The sequence below is a fragment of the Veillonella sp. AS16 genome (assembly GCF_000517785.1).
GTDB lineage: Bacteria > Bacillota > Negativicutes > Veillonellales > Veillonellaceae > Veillonella > Veillonella denticariosi.
Genome location: NZ_AZYX01000007.1, coordinates 623,248 through 636,818 on the forward strand (window position 1 = coordinate 623,248; position 13,571 = coordinate 636,818).

Here is a 13,571-nt window from a genome sequence, read left to right on the forward strand (position 1 = left end):
TCGGCCCTACTCACCGACGAACGGATTGTATTGTTTTTCATAGGCCACGGTAGTTTCAGGCCCATGGCCCGGATAGACAATCGTATTGTCAGGCAGTTTATACAGTTGAGCTCTGATCGATTCCATCAATATCTCATACGATCCGTTCGGAAAATCCGTACGACCTACGGAGTCTTTAAAGAGCGTATCCCCTGCGAAAACAATGCCGTCCATATAATAGCATACACCGCCCGGTGTATGTCCCGGTGTCTCCAATACCTCAAGATTGATATCACCGCACTCGATATGATCACCTTGGTGCACTTCAATGATATCCGCTTTTACAATGATAGGTGTCGGATTACTGTAAACGCTTAAATTAAGCTCGGGATCCGATAGATACGGAACGTCCGCCGCATGTATATACACGGGAACATGATAAGCATCGACAATAGCCTGTACCCCTCCGATATGATCACCATGACCATGTGTGAGGAGAATCGCCTTCGGTTTCAAATCATGTTTTTTTAGCGCCTCCATCACCTGCGAGGTACCGGGATCTATGACGAAAGCTTCATCTATCGACTTATCACCGATAACATAGCAGTTTGTCCCGAACGAACCTAATGGCATGCGCATGAGTACTAAATTCTGTTCTCCCATCAAGCACCTCCTTTACTGCGTTGCACCGTATACACTTCCCGAATGCGACGCAACTTGGTCATAACAAAATCGAGCTGTGAAATATCTCTAATATCTACAACGAGATTTATGGTTACATTTTTTGTAGATTCCTGAACCTTAGCATTCATATTGGTTATGGTGATTTTCAATTCTGAAAGTACTGCCATAACCTCCATAAGTATACCGGTTCTGTCATAAGCATGAATTTCGATACCGACATGAAAGGATTCACCGGACGATTCATCCCACGACACTTCAATCATACGTTCCAGATCTTCAGGCGTATGACCGATGCTCGTACAATCGGAACGGTGAACGGAAATCCCCCTGCCCCGCGTAATATAACCGATGATATCATCACCCGGTACGGGATTACAGCACTTCGCCATTCTGACCATGAGACCCGATTCGCCTTTTACGAGAACGCCCGTACCGTTCTTCGATTTTTTCGGACTGTGCGATTTAAGCTTCTCGATGATTTGCTCCGTACTGCGTTTGGAATTTTCCACCTCTTTGGATTTTTTATATAGTTCCACGAGGCGAAGCAAAACGGTGCTTACCGGCATGCCTCCATAACCGCAGGCAGCAAACAGTTCCTCCTCGGTTCCCGATTTCAACTGTTTAACGACCTGTTGAATGCGATTGTCCGCACAGAGTTCCTTCCAGTTATAATTGAGGCGCTTCGCCTCCCGTTCGAGAGCTTCCAGCCCCTTCTCAATATTTTCTTCTTTATTTTCGCGCTTGAACCAATTGCGGATTTTACTCTTACTTTCAGAGGAGCCTACAATATTAAGCCAGTCAAGGCTCGGTTTACCCGTTTTCGACGTGATAATATCGACGATATCCCCGTTTTGCAATGTGTAATCGAGAGGCACAATCTTACCGTTTACCTTGGCCCCTACGCAGCGATGTCCTACATCGGTATGAACTCGATACGCAAAGTCAAGCGGTACGGAACCGATCGGCAGTTTTACTACATCGCCCTTCGGCGTAAATACGAACACTTCACCGGAGAATACATCGAGTTTCAATGCATTGACGAGTTCTTTCGGATTACTCGTATCCTGCCACTCGAGGACTTGTCTTAACCAGGCGACCTTCTGATCGAAATCCTTGTCACCACCCTTGTTGCCCTCTTTATAGCGCCAATGAGCGGCCACACCGTATTCCGAAACGCGATGCATTTCCCACGTACGGATCTGGATTTCCACGGGTTGCCCCATCGTACCGATAACCGTAGTATGTAACGATTGATACATATTCGATTTCGGCATGGAAATATAATCTTTGAAGCGATACGGCAACGGCTTCCACAAGCTGTGAGCGATGCCGAGCACCGCATAGCAATCGGGAATGCTGTCGACGATAACCCGAACCGCCAGCAAATCATAGATTTGAGACAAATCGCGATTATCTTTCTTCATTTTTTTATAGATACTGTAAAAGTGCTTTGGACGACCTTTAATATCCGCCTTGATATGCGCTTCGCCGAGGGCCTTCGTGAGCTGATTCATCGTGTCGTTTACGATATCTTCACGGGCCTGTCGTTTCTGCTTCATCTGATCTACCAGATCATAATACTTTTCAGGTTCCAAATAGCGGAAAGATAGATCTTCCAACTCCCACTTCACATTGAAAATCCCCAATCGATGTGCGAGGGGCGCAAAAATTTCAAGCGTTTCCCGGGCAATGCGTTTCTGCTTGTCGCTGCGCATGTGCTTCAATGTGCGCATATTATGCAATCGGTCCCCCAATTTGATAACAACGACACGCACGTCTTTTGCCATGGCCAAAATCATCTTCCGATAATTTTCCATCTGCCGATCTTCTTTTGTCTCGTACTGGAATTGGTTTAACTTCGTTACGCCATCCACTAGAAAGGCTACTTCGGAGCCGAACAGTTCCTCCACATCTTCCTTCGTATACGACGTATCCTCCACCACATCATGCATGAGGGCCGCCATCAATGTAACATGATCGATTTGCAGATGTGCCAGGATATTGGCCACCGCCAACGGATGCATGATATACGGTTCTCCGGAAGCTCTGAACTGACCTTCATGAGCTTTATCCGCCAATTCAAAGGCCTTCATGACGAATTTACACTCATCATCGGATAAATATGTATGAATATAATCCATAAATTCAGACAAAGCTTTTTCCTTATTAAAGGTTCCCGGTTCCACCAGCACTTTGCCTTCTTCATTTACAATTGTCATAATGTCACCCCCTATCTACTATAGGTGAGAAATGTTACGGATGTGACAAGATCTAATTTTCCTTCGACGGTATTCCATCGCAACATAAGTTGACCATCATCACTTGTATATTCCTTAATAATGCCGAGTTCTTTAAATACATCTAAAGAGGCCAAGGCACTGCGATTATTCTGTTCTGCCGGCTTACGGCGTAAAATAGCCTGTTCCACATGATAAACAGATTGGCTGTTCCCGCGCATGGAATGCTTCACGATAACGTACATTTGACGCAGGCCTTCGGCGGTCAGGCTGATAGGTTCCTCCGTGATCGGTTCTATATCCTGAATCATAAGTTGCGGGGACACGGTACCTTGCCATTCATTTTTCTGCAGTGAAAAGGCTACTTTCACCTTTGTCCCTACAAATATCAATTTAAATAATTCAGGTCGATTCCAGGCAATGGCATCCAAAGTACCCCTGGAGGTCTCCAAAATCACTTTGCAGTGAGTCTTCAGTTGCCCCATAAGCATAATATCCTGTACAACGGCTTCCATAACGGCAAAAACAGGTGTGCTGTTCGCCATTCCGTACGGTTCCAACGCGGATATGCTGTCTATGATGTCCACATCGATGTCATCCACAGGCAGTTCCGCATCAATGGAGACAACCGGAACATATTCGTCATCATCTATCGTACGCTTACAGTATTCCGTCAGACGACTGCGCAATTCATCGATGCGATTCGCATCGATGCTGAACCCCGCGGCAGCCGCATGACCGCCGAACTGAATGAGTATATCCTCGCAGGATTTCAACGCATCGTAAATATTAAAACCGTCAATACTGCGGCAGGACCCCTTTCCTACACCGTCATGAATGCTGATGACCAATGTAGGCTTGTAAAATTCCTCCACCAATCGGGAAGCCACAATTCCTATCACGCCCGGATGCCACGCCTCACCGGCTACGACGGTTACATAATCAGCCTCATGGCCTTGATTCAACACGTCGATACGAGCCTGTTCATAAATATTACGCTCCAACTCTTGCCGTTCCCGATTCGTCTCATTTAATTCCTCTGCAATCGCTTCGGCCACGTCGCTATCATCAGTCACCAATAATTCTACGGCGCGTGTGGCGTGTGTGACACGTCCCGCTGCATTTAAACGCGGTGCCAACGTAAAACCGATATGACCGGACGTGATATTTTTTTCATGCAACCCCGCCACATCAATGAGTTTATGAATGCCCAGATTAGGATGCTCATTCATCTTCTCAAGACCGGCTTTCACGATGACCCGATTTTCCCCGACAAGAGGCACCACATCGGCAACGGTTCCCAGAGCCACGATGTCGAGATCATCCAGATACCATTCGCCATGCTGCGTGAGCCATAAGGCCTGACATAATTTAAAAGCCACACCTACGCCGGATAAATTCTTATCCGCATAAGGGCAATCCTTCTGCTTATGATTGATCACCGCCTTGGCACGAGGAATTCTATCCGGCGCCGTATGATGATCCGTAATAATTATATCGAGCCGGTCGCGAACGGCCTCCACGATATCATATGAGCTGATACCGCAGTCAACGGTAATAACAAGCGCCGTTCCCTGCTCCACGAGATGCTCAAGAGCCTCTAAATTTAAACCATAACCTTCACTTTGTCGTTCCGGTATATAATAACTCACATTGGCATGTAAACGCCCAAAAAAACGATATAACAGAGATGTCGCCGTAATGCCGTCCACATCGTAATCACCATAAATCACGATGGGCTTATTGTTCTCTAACGTCTTCTGGATCAACGCAACGGCGATATCCATATCCTTCAACGTAAACGGATCCAATAAATCAGCTAAATTACCCGTTAAAAAACGGCGTCCTTCATTGACATCGATGTGACGATTCACCATTAGCTTTGCTACGATAGGATTTACACCAAGTTCACGGATTAAGATATTCTCTTGTTCTGTATCCCCCGACGAGAGTCTCCAACGTTTCTTTCTAATCATCACATGCCTCAACAATTTATAATCAATATCATTCTCTGATTTAACGTATTATCATTATCATTATTATCTATTATACAATAAAATGCCTTTAAAATAAAATAATTTATATATTTTATTCTCAATTAATGGTTAAGTTCTTCTCAACAAAAAAGAATCTCCCATTATCAATAGGAGATTCTATATCAGTGATCCACTTAGAACCGGAAGTCCCGTTCACCATCCTTCATCTGCGCAATATACGCTTTCGCTTTGTCTTTAACTAAATCATTCTTAATATTTTCCAACTGGCTTTCAATAACCTTTGCCCCGTGAGCCTTAGTCTTTTCATTACCATAATCCATAATGTATTCATTCAACGTCATCAACGCATTCGGCTGACAACAATTATGAATTTGTCCGGATTTAGCCAATGCCATAAAGCGGTCCCCTGTACGACCAGCACGATAACATGCTGTACAGAAACTAGGCACATAGCCGAGATCCAGAAGCCAATCCACGATTTCATCCAATGTACGCGTATCACTACGATCGAATTGGGCGGAGTTATCCTCCGGTTTTTCTTCTTCTTTGTATCCGCCTACACTGGTACGGGATCCGCCGCTGATTTGCGAGATGCCCAACGCCAATCCCCGTTCACGCATTTCCTGCGTTTCCCGCGTGGACATGATCATGCCCGTATACGGCGTAGATACGCGAATGAGAGCGACGATTTTTTCAAAAATATCATCCGGCACGGCATTGCTGAAATCATCTACATCGATATCATCCGCCGGGCAAATACGAGGCACTGAAATTGTATGTGGACCTACCCCGAATACCGCTTCCAAATGCTCCGCATGCATCAAGAGTCCTACAAAATCGTATTTATAATGCTCCAAACCGTAAAGAACACCGATGCCTACATCATCGATTCCGCCCTGCATAGCGCGGTCCATCGCCTCCGTATGGTAGGCGTAGTCACTTTTAGGGCCTGTAGGATGTAGCGCTTCATAGTTCTCCTTATTGTATGTCTCTTGGAACAATGTATATGTCCCGATGCCGACATCATGCAATTTTTTATAATCCTCTACGGAGCACGCCGCAATATTGACATTAACCCGACGAATCTCACCATTTTTATTCTTAATGCTGTAAATGGTTTTAATGGATTCCAGAATATATTCGAGAGGATTATTGAGAGGGTCTTCACCGGACTCGATAACGATACGTTTATGCCCCATCGCTTCTAAGGCGATAACCTCTTCCTTAATCTGTTCCTGCGTCAATTTTTTTCGTTTAATGTCGCGATTTTTAGAATGGTACGGACAATAAACGCAGCCATTGATACAATAGTTGGACAAATACAGTGGAGCAAACAGAACGATACGATCCCCATAAATGGTTTTCTTAATCTCTTTAGCTAAAGCAAACAGCTTTTCCTTATATTCAGGTAAAGGACATTCTAACAGCACCGCTGCTTCTCGATGGTTTAACCCCTTGAACGTTGCAGCCTTTGCTAAAATCTCATCCAACAACTCCCGATTTTCCTTATTTTTCTCTGCATAAGCAAGAGTATCAAGAATTTCCTGATGGGAAATAAATTCCTCCGCCTTTGGAGATTTTACATCATACATAGTACTTACCTCAAATCTTTCCAGTGGTCACGCCACCCCTCTTTAGGTTTATGAAAGTATATGACAACCAGTTCTCTGGTATTTCACTGATACTTTACATAGTATACCACTATTCCTACTAAAATGCATTGGAATTTCGCACAAAAAAAGGTTGCCGCCTCATAAGAGGAATCAACCTTTATATCATGGGAGTTTCTAATCTATATCGATTATCTATATCGAACATGACTAAAATGTATGTATGTATTTTTACACTAGATAAACCCTTACATAATATTACTAACTATATATTACAAATGTATTTAGTCCTATTTCCCCCATGTATCATACAGGTTTTTCATAGCACGTTCTTTCGCAATAATACCATGAGCCATCCACAAAGTACTATCCACTTGCAATACATGATCAGCTTTTACAGCAGGCAATTTTTTCCACAACTCATCTTTTTTAAGATTTGCCAATCGTTGGTCTGCTATACCTTGATTATTAGCACTAGAAGCACCATAACCAGCAGAAACAATTAAGTAGCCTGCATCAAGATCGGGTAATCGTTCTAGAGAAATCGCGTTATTAGTAGGATTAAGTTCTGTTTCCAATACCATATCAGGTGGCTTAATATTAAGCAATTCAGCCATAAAGACGTTCATATCACTTTTCATATATGGATATAAACGAATTTCTTTATTTAAAATTCGTAAGAAAGCTACCGTTTCCCCTTGCATATGCTCAGATAAAGCTATCCGTGTTTTCTTCGCCTGTGAATAATACTCTTTCAAACGAGCTTCCCCTTTTTCAGGAACGCCAAGTGCTTTAGCAATAGTTAGTAGTGCAACTTCTTCCTTATTTACGTTGACAGAAATAGTTGGAGCAATTTTAGAAAGTGCATTATATGCCGCTTTACCATAAGAGTCACGCATAATAATCAAATCCGGTTTTAAAGCCTGAATCTGCTCATAGTTGATAGTCTTTGTTTCATCATTAATACTGAAATTTTCAATATTACGATCTTTTAACTCTTTATATAAATAGCTGTTTTCATTATAATTTGCCCCTATAAAAGATTCATCTAATGCAATCATAGGATCTTCTGTCCGAACAACCACGATACGTTTATGTTCTTTGGGCATAACTGTTGTCCCGAGCTTATGAGTGACAATAATCTTATCTCCTTCAACAGTAACGATTTTATCTGCTGCCTTTTGGATAGCGGTTAATCGTTTCTTAAACTCTTTGTCAATGTCCTTTGGATCATTTGACCGTTCAAGAGCTGTTTTTACCTTATCATCAAGATTAGCATAGATGGCCTCATGGGTCATACCATTTTCCTGTGAACCACATCCTGCAATTCCCATGAGCACACAAGCCCCTAAAAGACCTGAAAATAACAAACGCTTCATACTACACCTCACGTGCCGTATGTCCACAATTCTTCATAGAATAAGGAATGCAGAACGGACGATCAGTCTTAGGATCATTCATAATTGTGGAGTCTACACCGAATACATCCTTTAGCATTTCATAATGGAAAATATCATGAGATGTACCTTCATACTGGATTTTTCCATTCTTCATAGCTACTAAATAATCGGCAAAACGAGCTGCTTCATTAAGTTCGTGAATAACCATGACAATCGTTTTATTATAAGCTTTATTCAAATGCTCTACTAGATGTAATACATCCATCTGGTGAGATACATCAAGGAAGCTCGTAGGCTCATCAAGGAATAGAATGTCTGTATTTTGAGCGATAGCCATGGCAATCCATACGCGTTGCCGTTGCCCCCCCAGACATATTTGTAATACCACGATCTGCAAACTGAAGTAATTCAGTCTCCTTCAAAGCCCACTCTACAATTTCTTTATCCTCTTTTGTAGTACGGGCAAATAAGCTGCCTTGATGCGGTGCACGACCGTACATAACAAGTTCACGCACTGTAATTTCACCAGGTGCCGTTGGATTTTGAGGCAAAATAGCAACCTTTTTTGCTAGCTCTTTACTACCATAAGAATTGATAGATTTACCATCTAGCAAGACATCGCCATCCATTGGTCGAATAATACGACAAATAGTTTTTAGTAAAGTGGATTTACCACAACCATTAGCACCAATTAATGCTGTTACCTTACCTTCTGGAATCGTAAGATTTAAGTTCTCTATAATTTTTGTATCACCGTAACCAGTAGTTAGGTTTTTAACTTCTAATTTCATTTATATCTCCCCTTTTACGCTTTTGTTTTCGCTAAAATATACAAGAAGTATGGTGCCCCGATCAAGGCTACAATAATTCCTAAAAGGATTTCGTCAGGTGCAATAATGGCTCGACCAATCCAGTCGGCAGTGACCACTAAAACAGCTCCAATTAGACCTGTTAAGGGCAAGAAATAGGCATGAATCAGCACCGACTAAACGACGTGCAATGTGAGGGGAAATAAGCCCTACAAAACCTATACTGCCACCGATAGCTACACAGAACCCAGATAAAAGAACTGCAATAATTAGGTATACGAATCTAGAGCGATTTATATGTACACCAAGACCTATTGCGGTTTCATCTGCTAAACTCAGCAGATTTAGTTCCATATAGCGAGCATAGAGAATAAGAGATAATAAGACAACCACTGGAGCAAGTACCCATACATGTTCCCAGGTATTACCCGAAATAGTACCGATTGTCCAAGTATTAACTAAATAAAATTTATTAGGGTCCAAACGCGTTACGAGTAAGACTTGTAATTCATGGAATCCTGCACTCATAGAAATACCTGTTAAGATTAAACGATATGGCGAAACAATATCACGACCGCGACAAGATAGAAAATAAATTAAAAGCGCTGACACAACAGCACCAGCTACCGCAACAGTTGGTAATGTCCAAATCCCCCACGCAGTTGTAGAACCTGCAAAATATACTAAAAGAACTACACCTAAACCAGCACCAGCATTTACGCCTAACAAGCTTGGGCTAGCCAATTCATTACGAGATATAGTTTGGAAAATTGCACCAGACATAGCAAGGCCCATACCAATAAATACAGCCAAGATAGTACGAACTAAACGAAAATCAAAAACTGTGAGATTTTCTACATCATTACCACCGCCAAAGAGAATGCGAATAAGATCAGATGTAGACATATCACTAAAGCCTGTATGAAGATGTCCATACATAGCACCTAACAATATGAGTGTCATAACGAAAGAGTAGGTAAAAAAGCGTTTTTTCATCTTATTTTTCTCCCTTACGATTTGCTAAATAAATAAAGAATGGAACACCTACAAGAGCAGTAATGGCACCTAATGGTGTTTCAAATGGAGGATTTACGATACGAGCTACAACGTCAGCAATCATAACGAGAACTGCGCCAAAGAGTGCAGAGAATGGAATTACAAAACGATAATCGATGCCCACAAGTTTACGTGTTATATGTGGAATAACGAGACCTACAAAGCCGATCGGACCGGCTAGAGCAACAGCAGAACCGCTAAGAATAAGTACAGTCAAACCAGATAATACGCGTACACGATTTAAATTACTGCCAAGACCAACAGCTACTTCTTCGCCAAAACTTAAGAGCGTAACAGATTTAGATACATACATAGCGATAAAAATACCAATAAGCGTCCAAGGCAATACCAATAAAACTTGTTCCATACGAATGCCACTAATACCGCCTGCAGTCCAGAAGCTTAACTCTTGTGCTACTTGGAAGTACACAACAAGCATATGTGTAACAGCTACAAATACAGCACTAATAGCAGTACCAGCAAGAGCAAGATATACAGGAGTAGCTTTACCACCTACACGTTTAGCAAGTGCTAAAATAAATAGTGTTGCCAATGCAGCCCCAGCAAAGGAAAACAGAATACTTCCATTTATGGTCAAATAAGGAAATAAAATCATCCCAACAGCTAAACCAAAACTGGCACCTGCATTAATCCCTAAAATAGATGGACTCGCCATAGGATTATTGGTAACACCTTGCATCAGTGCACCTGATACGGCAAAGCTGATACCTACAACGATACCTGCTATCATACGTGGTAAGCGCAATGTTTGGACGATCATCTGTCCAATGCTATTAGGATCATAGTTGGTAAAGGATAGAATAATATCATCTAAGCTAATGTAGCGTATCCCAATAAAGAGTGCCCCAAGAGATGTAGCAATTAAAATCGCTAAGGCAAATATACATAATAGTGTATTTCTAGCTGCACGCCCTCCCCTTGTTTCTACATCATTATTACTCATAAAAACTCCTTACAATACAAAATACTATAGAATTTACTGATACATTATATCAATAATGCTCTATCTTTTTTCAATAATAAGTCTCAATATCATTTATAGCAATAATGCAATATTAAAAACAATATAAGTAAACTTTTATAACTATACAGAATTATATCCAACATTTTACATTCCTATAAGTATATATAAACATTTTTACAATAAAAAAAGAGTAGTAACCTTAATGTTACCACTCTAAGTTTTGAGTAGATATTCTAATTTGATGCACTGTAAAGATATATTTAAAATACTAAGTTTACCTATTTAATTGATTTCGACTATTAAAAAATGTTCTATACGCTAATTGACAAGTAATAAAGCAGGCAATCGATATGGTAGATAAACTCATAAATGTCACAATCATTTGATATTTTACAGCTTCAAGTGGAGGCATTCCCGCTAAAATAAGACCTGTCATCATTCCCGGCAAGGCCACTATTCCTAATGTCTTAGCACTATCTACAGTTGGCTGCAATCCAGTCTTTATAACATCTCGTACGATGGCCTTTGAAGCTTGCTTAGGTGTACTTCCTAACGCTAGTTTAATTTCTACCTCTTGTTGACGTAACTCAAAATTTGATAGCATTTGGCGATAACAAAGCCCAATCGCCACCATAGCACCACTAATAATCATTCCTCCAACAGGAATCACTTGATAAGCAGTAAAGTTAAGCACGCCTGTTAGGAGCAAAATCAATAAGGTAATGCTTGCACCTACGGTTATGGCAAACCAAGAAATCCACAATGCATAAGGTATTCCCTTGCCGCGTTTAGAAGAATTATAGGCAGCATTAATAGCCATAAAACCTAATAATCCGATTATGAATATAGGACTTTCAGTACTAAAAATATAAGCTAGAATGAAACCGATGGCAAATAACTGTATGGTAGCCCGCAAAGCACTTATAAAAATATCCTTCTCTAACTTCAACTCCTGCCGATAGGATATGAACATGCTAATAATAACTAATATGGATGCAAGGCATAATGACGTGGCTGAAATAGCGTGAAACTGACTCATCGTAATACCTCCTCTTTAGCTAATGATCCATCTACAATTGTAATGCGGCGATTAGCCAAACGTAAACTTTGTTCCTCACTATGTGTAATTGATATGATGGTCATTCCATTTTTATGAAGCTCATCAATTACTCGTTCTACGATAGCGGTATTAACAGAGTCTAATGCAGAGGTTACCTCGTCTAGAAGTAATACTTTAGGTTCAAAAATAAGGCTTCGAATGAGACAAATCCGTTGCATTTCTCCACCAGATAGTTCATCATTACGACGCTCAAGATATTCAATAGGCATATGAAGTAAATCGAAAAGATATTTGATACGAATCATATCAGGTTCCATACCGCGAATATCATAAGGGAAGAAAATATTACGACGCACCGTTTTCGCAAATAAGTAAGGTCTTTGAAAGCAATAGCCACCCTCTTTTCGATAACTTTCAGGATCCATAGTGGCTAAATCACGTCCATTATAAGTAATAAGCCCTGAGGTGGGACTAATCAAATCACTGCATAATTTTAAAAGCGTGCTTTTACCACTACCAGAAGGGCCTACAACAGTGAGATACTCTCCTTCATTTACAGATAGAGATACATCACGGATAATAGACTTTTCTTTTACAACATAAGATATATTAGATAACTCTAATAGTGCCATAATGCCTCCGATTATATTTCAAGACTCTATGATATATTTAATAATCACATTAAACTATATTATATTATACCAATACAACTTACACCATAATAAACAAAAAATCCCTAGTGGAAACCACTAGGGATTAATAATCTTGTAAAATTAAGCTTCTACAGGGTATACACTAACTTTACGGTTATAACGACCGGCACGTTCAAAAGCCACTTTACCAGGCACAAGGGCGAATAAAGTGTCATCTTTACCGATACCTACGTTAGTACCAGGGTGGAAGTGAGTACCACGTTGACGAACGATGATGTTACCGCTCTTTACGATGGAACCGTCATGGCATTTAACACCAAGGCGTTTAGATTCACTGTCACGACCGTTACGAGTACTGGACACACCTTTTTTATGTGCGAACAATTGCAAATCAAAAGTAAACATTAAGTTCACCTCCTATATTTCGTGTATTTGGACAAACTCCGGATACTGACGACTGATTTCCTCGAAGCCGAGAATCATAGTCTCCAAAATATCCTGTCCACTCCGGTTAATCGTACCGGAGAGAACCATATCACATCGACCTTCGCTATTGGTATACTCCCCTTCTTGCTTGGCAATGCGGGTTAAACCTAACATCGCCGTCGCCGATAAGGCGGACAATGCGGCGCATACAATATCGAAGCCATGCTCATCATATCCTGCATGACCGGACATGTGACAACCAGTTACTTGACCGTCACTGTTCCGCTGGATCCCAATGGAAACCATAATTAAGCTTGGATAGATTCAATACGAACTTTTGTGAACGGTTGGCGATGGCCTTGGCGACGACGGTAGTTGGATTTAGCTTTGTATTTGAAAACTAAGATCTTTTTACCTTTACCTTGCTCAAGCACCGTACCTGTAACCTTTGCACCGTTTACAAGAGGAGCGCCAACTTTAACGTCACCGTCATTCACTACAGTCAAAACTTCTTCGAATGTAACGGAATCGTTAGCAGCTGCTTCCAATTTTTCGATAGTAATTACATCGCCTTCAGCAACGCGATATTGCTTACCACCGGTTTTAATAATTGCGTACATGAGAACACCTCCTTGTTATCGAACTCGCTGAATAAGGTATCCCGACCCGGAGCCG

15 protein-coding genes are annotated in these 13,571 nt (G+C 41.3%); all 15 read right to left on the reverse strand.

Going from position 1 to position 13,571, the window contains the following annotated elements:
- Nucleotides 1-6: 6 nt before the first annotated feature.
- On the reverse strand, nt 7-642 hold the full coding sequence (locus HMPREF1521_RS03060) for an MBL fold metallo-hydrolase (protein ID WP_038115642.1): 636 nt from the start codon (nt 640-642) through the stop codon (nt 7-9).
- A complete protein-coding gene (locus tag HMPREF1521_RS03065) occupies nt 642-2,882 on the reverse strand; it encodes a bifunctional (p)ppGpp synthetase/guanosine-3',5'-bis(diphosphate) 3'-pyrophosphohydrolase (RefSeq protein WP_038115645.1) in 2,241 nt (746 codons plus the stop codon). The genes HMPREF1521_RS03060 and HMPREF1521_RS03065 overlap by 1 nt, the downstream gene beginning before the upstream one ends.
- Before the next feature lie 11 nt (nt 2,883-2,893).
- A complete protein-coding gene (gene recJ, locus HMPREF1521_RS03070; RefSeq protein WP_038115647.1) occupies nt 2,894-4,876 on the reverse strand; it encodes a single-stranded-DNA-specific exonuclease RecJ in 1,983 nt (660 codons plus the stop codon).
- 194 nt (nt 4,877-5,070) lie between these two features.
- Entirely contained in the window at nt 5,071-6,489 is a 1,419-nt protein-coding gene (hydG, locus tag HMPREF1521_RS03075) for a [FeFe] hydrogenase H-cluster radical SAM maturase HydG (protein ID WP_038115650.1), read from the reverse strand.
- A 308-nt stretch (nt 6,490-6,797) separates the two neighbouring features.
- On the reverse strand, nt 6,798-7,886 hold the full coding sequence (locus tag HMPREF1521_RS03080; protein WP_038115652.1) for an ABC transporter substrate-binding protein: 1,089 nt from the start codon (nt 7,884-7,886) through the stop codon (nt 6,798-6,800).
- 1 nt (nt 7,887) lies between these two features.
- Nucleotides 7,888-8,244: an ABC transporter ATP-binding protein gene (locus HMPREF1521_RS09090; RefSeq protein WP_232203170.1), complete on the reverse strand. Its 357-nt coding sequence runs from the start codon at nt 8,242-8,244 to the stop codon at nt 7,888-7,890.
- Nucleotides 8,207-8,698: an ABC transporter ATP-binding protein gene (locus HMPREF1521_RS09095; RefSeq protein WP_232203171.1), complete on the reverse strand. Its 492-nt coding sequence runs from the start codon at nt 8,696-8,698 to the stop codon at nt 8,207-8,209. Before HMPREF1521_RS09095 ends, HMPREF1521_RS09090 begins: the two co-directional genes overlap by 38 nt.
- 14 nt (nt 8,699-8,712) lie before the next feature.
- A complete protein-coding gene (locus tag HMPREF1521_RS09100; protein WP_232203172.1) occupies nt 8,713-8,835 on the reverse strand; it encodes an iron chelate uptake ABC transporter family permease subunit in 123 nt (40 codons plus the stop codon).
- On the reverse strand, nt 8,792-9,712 hold the full coding sequence (locus tag HMPREF1521_RS03090) for an iron ABC transporter permease (RefSeq protein WP_232203173.1): 921 nt from the start codon (nt 9,710-9,712) through the stop codon (nt 8,792-8,794). Before HMPREF1521_RS03090 ends, HMPREF1521_RS09100 begins: the two co-directional genes overlap by 44 nt.
- 1 nt (nt 9,713) lies before the next feature.
- On the reverse strand, nt 9,714-10,736 hold the full coding sequence (locus tag HMPREF1521_RS03095; protein WP_038115654.1) for an iron ABC transporter permease: 1,023 nt from the start codon (nt 10,734-10,736) through the stop codon (nt 9,714-9,716).
- Between the two features lie 295 nt (nt 10,737-11,031).
- Nucleotides 11,032-11,796 carry an iron export ABC transporter permease subunit FetB gene (gene fetB, locus HMPREF1521_RS03100; protein ID WP_038115655.1) on the reverse strand — a complete coding sequence of 255 codons (765 nt, stop codon included), beginning with the start codon at nt 11,794-11,796 and terminating at the stop codon, nt 11,032-11,034.
- The gene (locus HMPREF1521_RS03105) at nt 11,793-12,449 is read right to left on the reverse strand and encodes an ATP-binding cassette domain-containing protein (protein WP_038115657.1); all 657 of its coding nucleotides are present in this window, start codon (nt 12,447-12,449) and stop codon (nt 11,793-11,795) included. The genes fetB and HMPREF1521_RS03105 overlap by 4 nt, the downstream gene beginning before the upstream one ends.
- A 141-nt stretch (nt 12,450-12,590) precedes the next feature.
- Nucleotides 12,591-12,875 carry a 50S ribosomal protein L27 gene (rpmA, locus tag HMPREF1521_RS03110; protein WP_004696430.1) on the reverse strand — a complete coding sequence of 95 codons (285 nt, stop codon included), beginning with the start codon at nt 12,873-12,875 and terminating at the stop codon, nt 12,591-12,593.
- A 12-nt stretch (nt 12,876-12,887) separates the two neighbouring features.
- On the reverse strand, nt 12,888-13,202 hold the full coding sequence (locus HMPREF1521_RS03115; protein WP_038115659.1) for a ribosomal-processing cysteine protease Prp: 315 nt from the start codon (nt 13,200-13,202) through the stop codon (nt 12,888-12,890).
- Between the two features lie 2 nt (nt 13,203-13,204).
- Entirely contained in the window at nt 13,205-13,516 is a 312-nt protein-coding gene (gene rplU, locus HMPREF1521_RS03120) for a 50S ribosomal protein L21 (RefSeq protein WP_038115663.1), read from the reverse strand.
- Nucleotides 13,517-13,571 lie beyond the last annotated feature (55 nt).